Genomic DNA, 16,437 nt, shown 5'->3' on the forward strand with positions numbered 1-16,437 from the left:
TATTATGGAATTTACAGATATTGCGATGGAATTATCCAAGGAAGCTTGGCAGGCTTCCTTTCATCACCCCTTTGTATTACAGTTACAAGAGGGAAATTTAGACCCGTCCATCTTTCGCTATTACTTGATTCAGGATGCCTACTATTTGAAGGCCTTCTCAGAAGCCTATCACCTCTTGGCTGATAAGACTTCAAACCAAGAGATGAAAAGACTCTTGAAACAAAATGCTCAGAGTTTAGTAGAGGGTGAGTTATTTATCCGCCAACAATTTTTCAAGGAATTGGAAATCAGCGACCAGGAAATGGAGCAACATCTAATTGCGCCAACCTGCTATCATTATATCTCTCACATTTATCGTCAATTTGAAGAAGAAAATCTAGCCATTGCTTTTGCGAGCTTGCTGCCTTGTCCTTGGCTATATCATGATATAGGCAAATCACTTAATCTTAAACCATCACCAAATCCTCTCTACCAACAATGGATTGAAACTTATATTACGGATGAGTTAGAGCAACAGATCAGAGAGGAGGGAGCGCTGGTTAATCAACTCTATCGAGAAAGTGATGAGACAGACAGGAAAAAAATGCTAGATGCCTTCCACATTAGTGTTCACATGGAAGCCAAGTTTTGGGAAATGGCCTACCAACACCAGACATGGAAGAGTGATTTACACTCTTTAGAAAAAGGAGAAGAATAGAAATATGAGAAAGAACCAATTGCAAGTTCACAAATTAACCATTTTATCTATGATGATTGCCCTTGATGTAGTCCTTACACCTATCTTTCGGATTGAGGGAATGGCACCGATGTCCAGTGTAGTCAATATTCTAGCAGGAATCATGATGGGACCTGTTTATGCTTTGGCTATGGCTACAGTGACAGCCTTTATCCGTATGACGACTCAAGGGATTCCGCCTTTAGCTCTCACAGGAGCGACTTTTGGAGCCCTTCTTGCAGGTCTCTTTTATAAGTATGGTCGAAAATTTTACTTTTCTGCCTTGGGAGAAATTTTGGGAACAGGTATTATTGGTTCTATTGTTTCCTATCCTGTTATGGTACTCTTTACAGGATCGGCTGCAAAGCTTAGCTGGTTTATCTATACTCCTCGATTTTTCGGAGCAACCTTGATTGGTACAGCGATTTCCTTTATTGCCTTTCGATTTTTAATCAAGCAGGAATTCTTTAAAAAAGTGCAGGGATATTTCTTTGCTGAGAGGATAGACTGATGCAGGCATTTACAAATCCCTTTCCTATAGGCTCTAGTTCCCTAATTCACTGTATTACCAATGAGATTTCTTGTGAGATGCTAGCAAATGGGATTTTGGCTCTGGGGTGTAAACCAGTTATGGCAGATGATCCCCGTGAGGTTCTTGATTTTACTAAGCAAAGCCAGGCACTCTTCATCAATTTGGGACATTTGTCAGCTGAGAAGGAAAAAGCAATCCGTATGGCAGCCTCTTATGCAGATAAAGTTTGTCTCCCAATGGTAGTAGATGCAGTTGGCGTAACAGCTTCATCCATTCGTAAGAGCTTAGTTAAAGACCTTTTAGACTATAGACCTACGGTCCTTAAAGGAAACATGTCAGAAATTCGAAGTCTTGTTGGCTTAAAGCACCACGGCGTTGGGGTCGATGCGAGTGCTAAAGATCAAGAAACTGAGGATTTACTTCAAGTTTTGAAAGACTGGTGTCAGACCTATCCAGGTATGTCATTCTTAGTCACAGGCCCCAAGGACCTCATCGTTTCGAAGAATCAGGTCGCTGTACTGGGAAATGGCTGTGCAGAATTAGACTGGATAACAGGGACAGGAGACTTGGTTGGAGCCTTGACAGCTGTTTTTCTCAGCCAAGGAAAGACTGCCTTTGAAGCTTCTTGCCTAGCGGTTTCTTATCTTAATATTTCTGCTGAGAGAATAGTTGTTCAAGGAATGGGATTGGAAGAATTTCGTTACCAAGTACTCAATCAGCTTTCGCTCCTCAAAAGAGATGAAAATTGGCTAGATGCCATCAAAGGAGACATTTATGAATAGAGAAGCACTTAGACTGTATCTGGTAACCAACCGCTACCAAGATTCCGTGGAAAGCTTTCTTAAAAAAGTTGAGACGGCTTGCCGTTCAGGGGTTACCATAGTCCAATTACGAGAAAAAAATCTCACAACCAATCAATATTATCAACTGGCAAAAGAAGTCAAGGAAATAACAGATGCCTATCAGGTACCCCTGATAATCGATGATCGTTTGGATGTTTGTCTTGCGGTTGATGCTGCTGGTCTGCATATCGGAGACGATGAGTTACCCGTTTCGGTTGCCCGACAAGTCTTGGGCCCTGACAAAATACTTGGTGTCACAGCTAAAACTGTAGAAAGAGCACTTGAAGCGGAAGAATCAGGTGCGGATTACTTGGGGACAGGAGCCATTTTCCCGACTACGACCAAGGAAAATGCGCCTATCACCCTGATTTCAACCTTGAAAACAATTTGCCAAACGGTCGCCATTCCAGTAGTTGCCATTGGCGGCTTGACATCAGAAAACATTGACCAACTTATCGGAACGGGTATAGCTGGAGTAGCAGTCGTACGCGATCTGATGCAGGCAGAAGATATAGAGGCAAAAACGCAAGCCTTTTTGACAAAGTTGGATGACATTATTTTCTAATTAATACTCAATGAAAATCAAAGAGCAAACTAGGAAGCTAGCTACAGGTTGCTCAAAGCACAGCTTTGAGGTTGCAGATAAAGCTGACGTAGTTTGAAGAGATTTTCGAAGAGTATAAAAACTCTCTAATTCCCTTAAAGTGGGAACTAGAGAGTTTTTTTAATCTTTAAAGCTTGTATGGTTGACTGGGCCAGAACCATGACCGAGTTGAGGGGCGTCTTGGATGGCTTTCGTGATAAAGGCCTTGGCTTTATCGACTGCTTGATAGAGGGTTTTCCCCTTGGCTAGTTCAGCGGTAATCACTGCAGCAAAGGTACATCCAGTACCATGTGTATGACAGGTTTGAATTCGTGGACTTTCCCAGACAAATTGGTCCTCCTTGGTAAAGAGGAAATCCTTGGCACCGCCTTCGAGATGTCCTCCTTTGATGACAACAGACTGAGGACCAAATTCTTTTAAAATCAGGCGACCGGCACGCTGCATGTCTTCAGGATCATGGATTGAAAAACCAACAATCTCTTCTGCCTCAGGAAGATTGGGTGTAATAATAGTTGCAAGGGGAAGTAGATTTGTTTTTAGGTAGTCTCTGGCACTGGTATCAATCAGGGTGTCTCCGCTCGTAGCGACCATAACAGGGTCAAGGACGTAGGGACAGTCCAGCCTTTTAAGATAGGGCTGGATGATTTCCATGATTTCAGTAGTTGCTAACATTCCAGTTTTTACAGCCTGAGGCTTGATATCCGAAAAGACACTCTCCAATTGAGATTTCAGCATTTGAGGAGAAACGTGCTCGATCAATTGAACACCTCTGGTATTTTGAGCGACAAGACTGGTCACAACGGCCATTCCATAGACATCTCTAGCTTGGAACGACTTTAAATCAGCCATAATGCCAGCACCACCACTAGGGTCAGTCCCTGCAATGGTCAAAGCAACAGGTAAATAAGTCATCTAAAACCTCCCAACCAACTGAAGTTTGTATTCTCAAGAACAAGCAAGTCTGTTTTAGGAAGGTAATAGAAGACTGCTAGTCCCCATTATCATTTCCACTTCCATCAGCTAGCATTACCTAGATTGAGTCAAAGGGTCTAACAGTCGTTAATCTCAGCTTTACGCACCCCTAGTGGTTGTTTTCTTTTTTCTTTAGTATAGCATATTTTTATAGTTTATATAGTAAGATTTGACTGAAAATCCTTTATCAAATGATTAAAATTCAATTTTTCAAAGAAAAGATTAATTTCATAGTTGACAAATGTAGATTTTAAGAGTATACTGATAATTGTAATCGACAAATGTAGATTTTGGAGGTGTGATTATGCAGATTTCAGATGCAGAATGGCAGGTCATGAAGATTATTTGGATGCAAGGAGAGCAGACTAGTACGGATTTGATCAGGGTTCTGGCTGAGCGATTCGACTGGTCCAAGTCAACCATTCAAACTCTTTTGGCTCGTTTGGTTGAGAAAGAGTGTCTGACAAGGAAAAAAGAAGGTAAGTCCTTTGTTTATTCGGCGCTTTTAACTCTAGACCAAAGCCGAGACTTGCTTGTCCAAGATATCAAGGATAAGGTTTGTTCCCGTAGGATTAAGAACTTGTTGGCTGATTTGATTGCTGAATGTGATTTTACTAAGGCTGACTTGGAAGACTTGGAAGCTGTGATTTCTGAGAAGAAATCAAGCGCTGTAACAGAAGTAAGATGTAATTGTATGTAAAGGAGACGTCATGTTAAATAGTATTGTAACCATTGTTTGTATTGCCCTTATCGCGTTTATCTTGTTCTGGTTTTTCAAAAAGCCTGAAAAATCTGGACAAAAGTCCCAGCAAAAAAACGGCTACCAAGAGATTCGAGTGGAGGTCATGGGGGGCTATACGCCTGAGTTGATTATCCTCAAGAAATCAGTGCCAGCACGCATTGTCTTTGACCGTAAGGACCCTTCACCCTGTCTGGACCAAATTGTTTTTCCAGATTTTGGTGTACATGCGGATCTGCCTATGGGGGAAGAGTATATAGTGGAAATCACGCCTGAACAGGCTGGAGAGTATGGTTTCTCTTGTGGCATGAATATGATGCACGGTAAGATGATTGTAGAATAGGAGAATGATATGACTGAAATTGTAAAAGCAAGTCTTGAAAATGGCATTCAAAAAATCCGTATCACGGCAGACAAAGGCTACCATCCAGCTCATATACAGCTTCAAAAAGGGATTCCAGCTGAGATTACCTTTCATCGAGCAACTCCTTCAAACTGTTACAAGGAAATTTTGTTTGAAGAAGAAGGCATCTTGGAACCAATCGGCGTAGATGAGGAGAAAGTCATTCGTTTTACACCTCAAGAATTAGGTCAACATGAATTTTCTTGTGGTATGAAGATGCAAAAGGGAAGTTATACAGTTGTTGAGAAGACTCGAAAATCTCTATCACTTTTACAGCGTTTTTGGATTACCAGTATCTTTACTGTACCTCTTGTAATCCTCATGATTGGGATGTCGACAGGAGGAATTAGTCACCAAGTCATGCGTTGGGGCACCTTTTTAGCCACAACACCGATTATGCTAGTAGCAGGTGGTCCTTATATCCAAAGTGCTTGGGCTAGTTTTAAAAAGCACAATGCCAACATGGATACCTTGGTTGCTCTTGGAACCCTAGTGGCCTACTTCTATAGCTTAGTTGCCCTCTTCGCTGGCCTCCCCGTTTACTTTGAAAGTGCTGCATTTATCTTCTTCTTCGTTCTTATGGGAGCCGTTTTTGAGGAGAAAATGCGGAAAAATACTTCCCAAGCTGTGGAGAAATTACTTGACTTGCAGGCTAAAACTGCAGAAGTCTTGCGTGAGGATAACTATGTTCAAGTCCCTTTGGAGCAAGTCAAGGTAGGTGACCTGATTCGAGTGCGTCCCGGTGAAAAGATTGCGGTTGATGGTGTTGTAGTAGAAGGTATCTCTAGTATTGATGAGTCTATGGTGACAGGTGAGAGTCTGCCTGTGGACAAGACAGTTGGAGATACCGTCATTGGTTCAACCATCAATAATAGTGGAACACTTGTTTTTAGAGCAGAAAAAGTTGGTTCAGAGACTGTTTTGGCTCAGATTGTGGATTTTGTGAAGAAAGCTCAGACAAGTCGTGCGCCGATTCAGGACTTGACGGATAAAATTTCAGGGATTTTTGTCCCAGCCGTTGTCATTTTAGGGATTGTGACCTTTTGGGTTTGGTTCGTCTTGCTCAGGGATAGTGTAGTTGTGCTTGGAGCGAGCTTTGTGTCTTCGCTTCTCTATGGAGTAGCAGTTCTGATTATTGCCTGCCCTTGTGCATTGGGACTTGCAACACCGACAGCCCTTATGGTGGGGACAGGTCGCAGTGCCAAGATGGGAGTTCTCCTCAAAAATGGAACGGTTCTACAGGAAATCCAGAAAGTCCAAACTATTGTTTTTGATAAGACAGGAACTTTGACGGAAGGGAAACCTGTGGTCACAGATATCATCGGCGACGAAGTAGAAGTGCTTGGATTGGCAGCTTCCTTGGAAGAAGCTTCTCAACACCCATTGGCTGAGGCTATTGTTAAGCGAGCGACTGAAACTGGACTTGAGCTTCACACTGTGGAAAATTTCCAAGCCTTGCACGGAAAAGGTGTTTCAGGGCAAATCAATGGAAAACAAGTTTTGCTTGGAAATGCTAAAATGCTGGATGGCATGGATATTTCTAGCACTTATCAGGAAAAACTAGAACAACTGGAAAAAGAAGCTAAGACAGTTGTTTTCTTGGCTGTTGAGAATGAAATCAAAGGCTTGCTTGCTCTGCAAGATATTCCTAAGGAAAATGCTAAGCTTGCCATCAGTCAGTTGAAAAAACGAGGTCTTAAAACAGTCATGCTGACAGGAGACAATGCTGGTGTGGCGCGTGCTATTGCCGATCAAATCGGAATCGAAGAGGTCATTGCAGGTGTCTTGCCAGAAGAAAAAGCTCATGAAATCCATAAACTACAAGCGGCTGGCAAAGTAGCCTTTGTTGGGGACGGTATCAATGACGCTCCTGCCCTTAGTGTAGCAGATGTGGGGATTGCTATGGGAGCTGGAACGGATATCGCTATCGAGTCAGCAGATTTGGTGTTGACAACCAATAACCTCCTAGGCGTGGTTCGTGCCTTTGACATGAGTAAGAAAACCTTTAATCGAATTCTGCTCAATCTTTTCTGGGCCTTTATCTACAATGTCGTCGGAATTCCGATTGCAGCAGGAGTCTTTTCTGGTGTTGGACTGGCCCTCAATCCAGAACTAGCTGGTCTAGCCATGGCCTTTAGTTCTGTATCTGTTCTGACTAGTTCACTCTTACTAAACTTTAGTAAAATAGACTAAAAGCGAGCTTGCTCGCTTTTTATACTCTTCGAAAATCTCTTCAAACCACGTCAGCTTTATCTGCAACCTCAAAGCTGTGCTTTGAGCAACCTGCGGCTAGCTTCCTAGTTTGCTCTTTGATTTTCATTGAGTATTATAAAACAGAAACTAAAAACGTTTCCAAACTGTACTGTGATAGAGAATAAAAACTTCTGAGCAGATTCTTAGTAAAGTCAAAATAAATGTGATAAATTAGTAGTGTAAAATTTACTGAAACGTTTTCAAGAATTATATGAAACTTTTTTAGTAGATTTAAAAATATTTGAAGGAGAGTTATCATTATGACTCAAGGGAAAATTACTGCATCTGCAGCAATGCTTAATGTATTGAAAACATGGGGCGTAGACACAATCTATGGTATCCCATCAGGAACACTCAGCTCATTGATGGACGCTTTGGCTGAAGACAAAGATATCCGTTTCTTGCAAGTTCGTCACGAAGAAACAGGTGCTCTTGCAGCGGTTATGCAAGCTAAATTCGGCGGCTCAATCGGGGTTGCAGTTGGTTCAGGTGGTCCAGGTGCGACTCACTTGATTAACGGTGTTTACGATGCAGCTATGGATAACACTCCATTCCTAGCAATCCTTGGATCACGTCCAGTTAACGAACTCAACATGGATGCTTTCCAAGAATTGAACCAAAACCCAATGTACAACGGTATCGCTGTATATAACAAACGTGTAGCTTACGCTGAGCAATTGCCAAAAGTTATTGACGAAGCTTGCCGTGCTGCAGTTTCTAAAAAAGGTCCAGCTGTTGTTGAAATCCCAGTAAACTTCGGTTTCCAAGAAATCGACGAAAACTCATACTATGGATCAGGTTCATACGAGCGTTCATTCATCGCTCCTGCTTTGAACGAAGTTGAAATCGACAAAGCTGTTGAAATCTTGAACAATGCTGAACGTCCAGTTATCTATGCTGGTTACGGTGGTGTGAAAGCTGGTGAAGTGATTACTGAATTGTCACGTAAAATCAAAGCACCAATCATCACAACTGGTAAAAACTTTGAAGCTTTCGAATGGAACTATGAAGGTTTGACAGGTTCTGCTTACCGTGTTGGTTGGAAACCAGCCAACGAAGTGGTCTTTGAAGCAGACACAGTTCTTTTCCTTGGTTCAAACTTCCCATTTGCTGAAGTTTATGAAGCATTCAAGAACACTGAAAAATTCATCCAAGTTGATATTGACCCTTACAAACTTGGTAAACGTCACGCCCTTGACGCTTCAATCCTTGGTGACGCAGGTCAAGCAGCGAAAGCAATCCTTGACAAAGTGAATCCAGTTGAATCTACTCCATGGTGGCGTGCAAACGTTAAGAATAACCAAAACTGGCGTGATTACATGAACAAACTCGAAGGTAAAACTGAGGGTGAATTGCAATTGTATCAAGTTTACAATGCAATCAACAAACATGCTGATCAAGACGCTATCTATTCAATCGACGTAGGTGACACTACTCAAACATCTACTCGTCACCTTCACATGACACCTAAGAACATGTGGCGTACATCTCCACTCTTTGCGACAATGGGTATTGCCCTTCCTGGTGGTATCGCTGCTAAGAAAGACAATCCAGATCGTCAAGTATGGAACATCATGGGTGACGGTGCATTCAACATGTGCTACCCAGACGTTATCACAAACGTTCAATACGACCTTCCAGTTATCAACGTTGTCTTCTCAAATGGTAAATATGCCTTCATCAAGGACAAATACGAAGACACAAACAAACACTTGTTTGGTTGTGACTTCCCTAATGCTGACTATGCGAAAATCGCTGAAGCTCAAGGAGCTGTTGGATTTACAGTTGACCGTATCGAAGACATCGATGCAGTTGTTGCAGAAGCTGTTAAACTCAACAAAGAAGGTAAAACTGTTGTGATCGATGCTCGCATCACTCCACACCGTCCACTTCCAGTAGAAGTACTTGAATTGGATCCAAAACTTCACTCAGAAGAAGCAATCAAAGACTTCAAGGAAAAATACGAAGCAGAAGAACTCGTACCATTCCGCCTCTTCTTGGAAGAAGAAGGATTGCAATCACGCGCAATTAAATAATTCCTCTCGTCGAAAATCAAATTTAAACTGTGTTATCTTCACCTTGCCGTACTTCAGTACTGCCTGCGGTTCGATGCCTTGTTTATTCTTTGATTTTCTTAGAGCGAAACTTAAAAAGATCGGAGCAATCCGGTCTTTTTATGGAGGATAGTAAATGAATTTAAATCAATTAGATATTATCGTTTCCGATGTTCCACAAGTCTGTGCTGACTTGGAGCGTATTTTGGATAAAAAGCCCGATTATGTTGATGACAGTTTTGCTCAGTTTACGATTGGCAGTCACTGTCTGATGTTGTCCCAAAATCATTTGATTCCTTTGGAAGATTTTCAGTCAGGAATCATTCTTCATATCGAGGTTGAGGATGTAGACCAGAATTACCAACGGTTGAAAGAACTTGGTATCCAGGTTTTAAACGGACCAACTGTAACCGATTGGGGAACAGAGTCCTTATTAGTTAAAGGGCCTGCTGGTCTAGTGATTGATTTTTATCGTATGAAGTAGGTAATTCTATTATCAAATTTTTTATCTAAACATTCTTGGAGTGAAACTTAAAAAGATCGGAGCAATTCGATCTTTTTTGTATTTATGCGACTTTCAGTCCGTCTCGCTCCGTTAGGTGCGAGACAAAAAACCACCCGTTTTCACGGGTGGTTATGATTTCTACACTTATTGTTTGGCTTCCTGTTTTAATTGTTGCACCTGTTCCTCGTACTGGACAAGCTCCCTGTCTTTTATATTGATAGTCGCTTCTGCTTCAGCAATGCGGCTTCTCAGATCTTGAGTCTTGTTATGGTGATAGCTAATACCAATAGCACTACCAGCAATGATCCCGATTACTAGACAAGTAAAAATCACCAAAATCAAGGGAGCAGATAGTTGTGTAAAGACAAGACTGACAGTTACTGTTTGACGATTGAGTAGACCAAATGAGATCACAATGACTAATAAGCTCAAACCGCCAATTAGATAAGCCTTATCTTTCAGTGACAATTCATTAAATTTTTTTAGCATAAGTTCCTTTTCTCCTGACTATGTTGATAGAAAACTACACACCATTTAGGTATTAACAAAATTCATTTTACTAGAAAATTTCGATACTGTCAATAATTTCTAACGGCTTATTTACCATCAATCAATCGATTCATTGAAAAGGAGTATTCATTTTCTAATATTTGATTGAGTAAACAGAACGGAGCAATTCGGTCTTTTTTCTGTTCCCTCTTTCTTATAACAAGATTGTGATAGTTTATATCTTTATAACAAAAGTTTTAAAGACTTGATTGTTTTGAAAGAATATTTTAAAATAAGATTCAGTAAAAATGAAAGAGGTTTTGAAAATGTCTGAAAAACAAATGAAAATTTTAGGTTGGGTAGCGACCTTTATGTCTGTTATGATGTATGTGTCTTACTTCCCACAAATCATGAACAATCTGGCTGGTCAAAAAGGAAATTTCATCCAGCCCTTGGTTGCTGCCATCAACTGTAGTCTCTGGGTTTACTACGGTCTTTTCAAAAAAGAAAGAGATATCCCCCTTGCAGCAGCTAATGCACCAGGTATTATTTTTGGCCTAGTGACGGTTATTACAGCTTTGATTTAAAAGGAACAGAGGAGACTAGTTTTCAGTCTTCTTTTTTGTTTCAGGGGAGGCTATTTACTTTTTCTAGAGGATAATTTTTTAAAAAACAATCTGATAAACTTAAATAGTAGAATAGTATCAGTATGTCACAGTATTTTATAAGAAAAGGTTTACAGAATAAGTTATAATATAAGTAAATGAACAAGCAAATAAGAAAGTGAGTAGAGTTATGACCGAAAAACTGACTTTTCCGGATGGTTTCTTGTGGGGTGGTGCTACGGCAGCTAATCAATGTGAGGGTGCTTATAATCTCGATGGGCGTGGTTTAGCTAACGTTGATGTCGTTCCCATTGGTCCAGATCGTGAAGCCATTATTACAGGTCAGAAAAAGATGTTTTCGTTTGAGGAGGGTTATTTTTACCCAGCCAAAGAAGCCATTGATATGTACCATCATTACAAGGAAGATATTGCTCTTTTTGCGGAAATGGGCTTTAAGACTTATCGTCTATCCATTGCTTGGACTCGGATTTTTCCTAAGGGTGACGAAACCGAGCCAAATGAAGCTGGTCTAGCCTTTTATGAGGATTTGTTTAAGGAATGTCATAAGTATGGAATTCAACCTCTGGTAACCATTACTCATTTCGACTGTCCTATGCACTTGATTGAAGAGTACGGTGGATGGCGTAATCGTCGGATGTTAGACTTCTATGAAAAACTTTGTCGCACACTCTTTACCCGCTATAAGGGTTTGGTCAAATATTGGCTTACCTTTAACGAAATCAACATGATTCTCCATGCCCCTTTTATGGGAGCTGGGCTCTGTTTTGAAGAAGGAGAAAATCAAGAACTGGTTAAATATCAGGCTGCACACTATGAGTTGGTAGCTTCAGCTCTTGCGACAAAGATTGCCCACGAAATTGACCCAGAAAATAAGGTGGGATGTATGTTGGCTGCAGGGCAATACTATCCTAACACAGCCCATCCAAGAGACTACTGGGCAGCCATGGAGGAAGACCGCAAGAGTTACTTCTTCATTGATGTTCAAGCGCGTGGGGAATACCCAAACTACGCCAAGAAGCAGTGGGAGCGTGAGCGAATCGAGATTCAAATGACTGCAGAAGATTTAGAGTTGTTGAAGGACAATACTGTTGACTTTGTTTCCTTCTCTTACTATGCAAGTCTAGTAGCCTCAGGTGATCCAGAAGTTAAAGAATTAACTGCTGGAAATATCTTTGCCTCTCTCAAAAATCCTTATCTTGAATCTTCAGAATGGGGGTGGCAGATTGACCCACTTGGTCTTCGTATCACCCTCAATGCTATCTGGGATCGTTACCAAAAGTCAATGTTCATCGTGGAAAACGGTCTAGGTGCTATGGATATACCGGATGAGAATGGTTATGTAGCAGATGGCTATCGGATTGCTTACTTAGAGGCTCATATCAAGGCTATGCGAGATGCCATTTACCAAGATGGAGTTGACTTGCTTGGTTATACGACTTGGGGTTGTATCGATCTGGTTTCAGCTGGCACAGGCGAAATGAACAAGCGCTATGGCTTTATCTATGTGGATCGAGATAATGCAGGTCAAGGAAGTCTCAAACGTAGCAAGAAGAAATCCTTTTACTGGTACAAGGATGTTATTGCCAGCAATGGTGCAAGTATTAAGTAGAGCACATTTGTTCACTATTTTTATAAAATCTTCTCTCTACTTTATATAATAGGAAAAAGAGTTCAATTAGACCTGGCTTTTTGCTATAATGAGGGGAGAAAAATCAGACAGGAGAATAAAATGTCAGAACCATTATTTTTACAATCAGTTATGCAAGAAAAAATTTGGGGTGGAACCAAGCTACGTGATGAGTTTGGCTACGACATTCCAAGTGAAAAAATTGGCGAATATTGGGCCATCTCAGCTCATCCAAATGGTGTCTCTAAAGTTGCCAATGGTCGCTACGAGGGAACAGATCTTGCTACTTTATATGCAGAGCACCGTGAATTGTTTGGCAATCGTCCAGAACCTGTATTTCCACTGTTGACTAAGATTCTGGATGCTAACGACTGGCTCAGTGTTCAAGTTCATCCAGACGATGCTTACGGACTCGAGCATGAAGGCGAACTTGGAAAAACAGAATGCTGGTACATCATCGCTGCGGATGAAGGTTCAGAGATTATCTATGGTCACAATGCCAAGTCAAAAGAAGAACTCCGCCAGCAAATCGAGGACAAGAACTGGGATGCCTTGTTGACAAAAGTTCCTGTAAAGGCTGGAGATTTCTTCTATGTGCCAAGTGGCACTATGCATGCTATTGGTGCGGGCATCTTGATTCTTGAAACCCAGCAGTCTAGTGACACCACCTATCGTGTCTATGACTTTGACCGTAAGGATGATAATGGTAACTTGCGTGAACTTCACCTTGAAAAATCTATTGATGTATTAAACATTGGTGAGCCTGCAAATAGCCGCCCTGTAACTGTTAAAGCAGATGATTTGCGTTCCACTCTCCTTGTATCCAATGATTTCTTTGCAGTTTACAAGTGGGAAATTACTGGAAAAGTTGACTTCGAAAAGACAGCTGACTACAGCTTGTTCAGTGTCTTAGCTGGTCAAGGTCAACTGACTGTTGACGGAAAAAACTATCCAATCCAAAAAGGTAGCCACTTTATCCTACCAAGTGATGTTGAAGCTTGGACCCTAGAAGGACAAGATTTGGAATTGATTGTTAGCCATCCATAAAAAAGAAAGGGCCTGAGTTCATTACTCAAGTCCTTTTTAATTACATAAATTGGGCGATAAAGACCACGATGATGATGATTGGAATGATGAAACGAAGAAGGAAGAGCCAGACTTGGAACAGTCCCTGTTTCCATGCTCTTTCATCGAGATGGAGTTCCTCCATTGCAAGAGCCTTTTTAAAGATATAGCCTGTAAAAAGTGAAAGGCAGAGAGCTCCAAATGGCATGAGGAGATTGGAAACCAAGAAGTCCATAGCGTCAAAGAAGGTCTTCCCAAAGATGTGAACATCCGCCATGACACCGTAAGATAGGGCTGAAGGAATTCCAAAGACAAAGGTCAAAATTCCTAAAATGGCACTCCACATGGCACGCTTGCTGTTGTCTTGATTGGTGATATTACCCACATTGATTTCCAGCATAACGACAGAAGAAGTGACTGTCGCAAAGAGGAAGAGCAAGAGGAAGAGGATGTAGAAAATGGTTCCAAAAGGCATCTTGTCAAAGAGCTGAGGCAAGACGATAAAGAGCAAGCTTGGTCCCCCTTCAGACTGGATATTGAAGGCTGACATGGCTGGGAAAATGGCTAGACCTGCCATGATGGATACCGAGATATTCATGGCTACGATGGAAATCCCTGACTGAACCAGATTGGTTTTCTTATCCAAGTAAGAAGCATAGGTCAGCATGGCTGTAACCCCTAGTGAGAGGGCAAAGAAAGATTGTCCCAGAGCGTAGAGGAGACCAGCGCTCGTTAATTTTGAAAAGTCTGGTTGGAGGAAGTAAAGAACCCCTTCCATGGCATTTGGCAAGCTGAGAGAGCGCCCGATGATGACGACAAAGATGATAAAGAGGAGAGGCATCATGACCTTTGAAGCTCTTTCAATCCCTTTTTGAACCCCACGTGATACAATAAAGATATTCAACAAGATAAAGGCTGCTTGAGCTCCGAGGGCAATGGCTGGATTTGAGATGATCGAAGTAAATAACTGAGCATAATCACCTGTTCCACTAAGTTGGAACAATTTCCCAAACTCGATACCCAGATAAACAAGAATCCATCCTCCAATAACACTGTAGAAAGATAAGAGGATAAAGAGGGCAAAGGCACCAATCCAACCGATGAAGTTGTACTTGCTATTCTGGCCGAGTTTTCCAAAGGTTTTAATCCCAGAGACACCAGCGCTTCGGCCGAGGGCAAATTCAGCTAGCAAGAGAGGGAAACCAATTAAAATAGTGGAAATGAGAAAGACAAGTAAAAAGCCTCCTCCACCGTTAGCAGCAGTCATGTAAGGGAATTTCCAAACGGCACCAAGTCCGATGGCTGAACCAGCAGATGCTAGGATAAAGCCCAGTTTAGAACCCCATTGCGATTTTTCAGACATAGTTAAACTCCTAAAATTAGTGTTACAAAAGAAAAAGCTACTGCCCGTGGCAACTAGCCTCATAAGTACTCAAAATGAGCGTTTCTTTTGATTGATAGACTTGACTATCCTATCATGTTTTCTAAGGTCTGTCAAGAAAACCATTTTCATGTTATGATAAAGTAAAAAATTTCGCAAAAACGCTTGACTCTGACCTAAGGGGAGGGGTTATACTATCAATGTAATACTCTTCGAAAATCAAATTCAAACCACGTCAGCGTCGCCTTACCGTACTCAAGTACAGCCTGCGGCTAGCTTCCTAGTTTGCTCTTTGATTTTCATTGAGTATAAGGAGGAAATCATGTACCATATAAAAGAAGCTGCGCAGCTTTCAGGTGTCTCTGTCAAGACCCTGCACCACTATGATAAGATAGGACTTCTGGTCCCCTTAAAGTCGGAAAACGGCTATCGAACCTATAGTCAAGAGGATTTGGAACGCCTTCAGGTCATTCTTTACTACAAATATCTAGGCTTTTCTTTAGAGAAAATAGCAGAGCTGTTAAAGGAAGAAAGGACAGATTTATTGCCCCATTTGACTAGGCAGTTGGACTATTTGACTCGAGAAAGGGAACATCTGGATACCTTGATTTCAACCTTGCAAAAAACCATTCAAGAACATAAAGGAGAAAGAGAAATGACCATTCAAGAGAAATTTGCAGGATTTAACTACCAAGACCATCAAAAATACCACCACGAGGCGGTAGAGAAATATGGACAAGAAGTCATGGACCAAGCGCTGGAGCGCCAGAAAGGTCGTGAAGACAAAGCTACGGTTGCCTTCAACCAAGTTTTTCAAGATTTGTCACAAAATCTTCAAGCTGGTTTACCTGCAACAGCAACTGAAAACCAAGAGCAAGCAGCCAAGCTCTTGCAAGCCATTCGTACTTATGGATTTGATTGTTCTGTTGAGGTCTTCGGATATATCGGTAAGGGCTACGTCTATAACCCAGAGTTTAAGGAAAATATTGATAAATTTGGAGATGGTACAGCCCAGTACACATCAGATGTCATTGCCCACTATGTCCAAACTCATACAAAATAAAATCGGAGGAGTATTCTTCCGATTTTTTCTAAATCCAAGCACTACTTGCTTAATAATTTTTCTACTACATTTAGTTTTCGCATTGTCAAATCTACATTAAAAAGCTTTTCAAGATAGTTGGTATGGAGTTTCTTTTGTTTTGCAGTTCTAGGGAGATAGAGGTAAAGACAATGGTTACCGATACAAATTTCTTCTTCACCGTAATCGATTTTCAATTTTTCCAAAGGGAGACTTTTAATAGATTCTTGATAAAAAATCACGTGTATACGGTCATAAAGATAGTGTTCTCCAAACGGGTTTTCTTGGACAATTTTTTTAAAATCACTTTTGTTCTTGATTACCATTTTTAAGTCAGCACCAATATTTTCATTTATTAGAGTATGGACACGTTCTCGTATTGTTTCTAAATCTAAGTCACTTTCAAGAATGATATTCCCACTTTGAATATAGGTTCGAACTTGTTGAAAACCAGCTTCTGTCAAGATATCTACTAGATAAGACATTTTAGGGATAGCATTTTTTCCATTAGGAGTAACACCTCTTAGTAAAATAATATGTTCCAAAGGA

Annotated in this window: 17 protein-coding genes and 1 riboswitch; of the genes, 13 read left to right on the forward strand and 4 right to left on the reverse strand. The window is 41.1% G+C overall.

Annotated elements, in window-relative coordinates; translation table 11 throughout:
- Positions 1-4 precede the first annotated feature (4 nt).
- From tenA to thiE, 4 genes are read left to right on the forward strand one after another with little or no spacing between them, the layout of a single operon-like run.
- A complete protein-coding gene (gene tenA / locus GEZ85_RS01285; protein WP_153209043.1) occupies positions 5-697 on the forward strand; it encodes a thiaminase II in 693 nt (230 codons plus the stop codon).
- A gap of 4 nt (positions 698-701) precedes the next feature.
- Positions 702-1,226 carry an energy coupling factor transporter S component ThiW gene (gene thiW, locus GEZ85_RS01290; RefSeq protein WP_153209045.1) on the forward strand — a complete coding sequence of 175 codons (525 nt, stop codon included), beginning with the start codon at positions 702-704 and terminating at the stop codon, positions 1,224-1,226.
- Positions 1,226-2,029: a hydroxyethylthiazole kinase gene (thiM, locus tag GEZ85_RS01295; RefSeq protein WP_153209047.1), complete on the forward strand. Its 804-nt coding sequence runs from the start codon at positions 1,226-1,228 to the stop codon at positions 2,027-2,029. The genes thiW and thiM overlap by 1 nt, the downstream gene beginning before the upstream one ends.
- Positions 2,022-2,654, forward strand: a complete 633-nt coding sequence (gene thiE, locus GEZ85_RS01300; protein ID WP_153209049.1) for a thiamine phosphate synthase — start codon at positions 2,022-2,024, stop codon at positions 2,652-2,654. The genes thiM and thiE overlap by 8 nt, the downstream gene beginning before the upstream one ends.
- A gap of 159 nt (positions 2,655-2,813) precedes the next feature.
- Here the strand turns inward: thiE and thiD are convergent, their stop codons facing one another.
- Positions 2,814-3,605, reverse strand: a complete 792-nt coding sequence (thiD, locus tag GEZ85_RS01305; RefSeq protein WP_153209051.1) for a bifunctional hydroxymethylpyrimidine kinase/phosphomethylpyrimidine kinase — start codon at positions 3,603-3,605, stop codon at positions 2,814-2,816.
- A gap of 83 nt (positions 3,606-3,688) precedes the next feature.
- A riboswitch (TPP riboswitch) is annotated at positions 3,689-3,786 on the reverse strand.
- 183 nt (positions 3,787-3,969) lie between these two features.
- On the opposite strand from thiD, the gene GEZ85_RS01310 reads away from it, so the two are divergent.
- From GEZ85_RS01310 to GEZ85_RS01330, 5 genes are all read left to right on the forward strand, one after another.
- The gene (locus tag GEZ85_RS01310; protein WP_153209053.1) at positions 3,970-4,365 is read left to right on the forward strand and encodes a CopY/TcrY family copper transport repressor; all 396 of its coding nucleotides are present in this window, start codon (positions 3,970-3,972) and stop codon (positions 4,363-4,365) included.
- A gap of 10 nt (positions 4,366-4,375) precedes the next feature.
- Positions 4,376-4,747, forward strand: coding sequence for a cupredoxin domain-containing protein (locus GEZ85_RS01315; protein ID WP_153209054.1), 372 nt, complete (start codon positions 4,376-4,378; stop codon positions 4,745-4,747).
- 9 nt (positions 4,748-4,756) lie between these two features.
- Complete coding sequence (locus GEZ85_RS01320) at positions 4,757-7,000, forward strand: heavy metal translocating P-type ATPase (protein WP_153209056.1); 2,244 nt, start codon at positions 4,757-4,759, stop codon at positions 6,998-7,000.
- 320 nt (positions 7,001-7,320) lie between these two features.
- Positions 7,321-9,096 (forward strand): pyruvate oxidase, encoded by a 1,776-nt coding sequence (gene spxB / locus GEZ85_RS01325; RefSeq protein ID WP_023943150.1) that lies wholly within the window; start codon positions 7,321-7,323, stop codon positions 9,094-9,096.
- A gap of 154 nt (positions 9,097-9,250) precedes the next feature.
- Entirely contained in the window at positions 9,251-9,598 is a 348-nt protein-coding gene (locus GEZ85_RS01330) for a VOC family protein (RefSeq protein WP_001052638.1), read from the forward strand.
- Between the two features lie 165 nt (positions 9,599-9,763).
- Here GEZ85_RS01330 and GEZ85_RS01335 read toward each other — a convergent pair whose 3' ends face one another.
- On the reverse strand, positions 9,764-10,108 hold the full coding sequence (locus GEZ85_RS01335; RefSeq protein ID WP_000913393.1) for a lipopolysaccharide assembly protein LapA domain-containing protein: 345 nt from the start codon (positions 10,106-10,108) through the stop codon (positions 9,764-9,766).
- A gap of 326 nt (positions 10,109-10,434) precedes the next feature.
- On the opposite strand from GEZ85_RS01335, the gene GEZ85_RS01340 reads away from it, so the two are divergent.
- From GEZ85_RS01340 to manA, 3 genes are all read left to right on the forward strand, one after another.
- Positions 10,435-10,695 carry a SemiSWEET family transporter gene (locus tag GEZ85_RS01340; RefSeq protein WP_001291472.1) on the forward strand — a complete coding sequence of 87 codons (261 nt, stop codon included), beginning with the start codon at positions 10,435-10,437 and terminating at the stop codon, positions 10,693-10,695.
- Between the two features lie 208 nt (positions 10,696-10,903).
- Positions 10,904-12,343: a 6-phospho-beta-glucosidase gene (locus GEZ85_RS01345; RefSeq protein WP_153209058.1), complete on the forward strand. Its 1,440-nt coding sequence runs from the start codon at positions 10,904-10,906 to the stop codon at positions 12,341-12,343.
- 120 nt (positions 12,344-12,463) lie between these two features.
- Positions 12,464-13,408 (forward strand): mannose-6-phosphate isomerase, class I, encoded by a 945-nt coding sequence (gene manA / locus GEZ85_RS01350; RefSeq protein ID WP_033687200.1) that lies wholly within the window; start codon positions 12,464-12,466, stop codon positions 13,406-13,408.
- Positions 13,409-13,448: 40 nt separating this feature from the next.
- Here manA and GEZ85_RS01355 read toward each other — a convergent pair whose 3' ends face one another.
- Positions 13,449-14,789, reverse strand: coding sequence for a sodium-dependent transporter (locus GEZ85_RS01355; protein WP_153209074.1), 1,341 nt, complete (start codon positions 14,787-14,789; stop codon positions 13,449-13,451).
- Positions 14,790-15,129: 340 nt separating this feature from the next.
- On the opposite strand from GEZ85_RS01355, the gene GEZ85_RS01360 reads away from it, so the two are divergent.
- Entirely contained in the window at positions 15,130-15,870 is a 741-nt protein-coding gene (locus GEZ85_RS01360) for a MerR family transcriptional regulator (protein WP_153209060.1), read from the forward strand.
- A gap of 41 nt (positions 15,871-15,911) precedes the next feature.
- On the opposite strand, the gene GEZ85_RS01365 is transcribed toward GEZ85_RS01360, so the two are convergent.
- Entirely contained in the window at positions 15,912-16,433 is a 522-nt protein-coding gene (locus tag GEZ85_RS01365) for a DUF1697 domain-containing protein (RefSeq protein ID WP_153209062.1), read from the reverse strand.
- Positions 16,434-16,437: the final 4 nt, after the last annotated feature.

It is taken from the genome of Streptococcus mitis, from assembly GCF_009496205.1.
GTDB lineage: Bacteria > Bacillota > Bacilli > Lactobacillales > Streptococcaceae > Streptococcus > Streptococcus mitis_BN.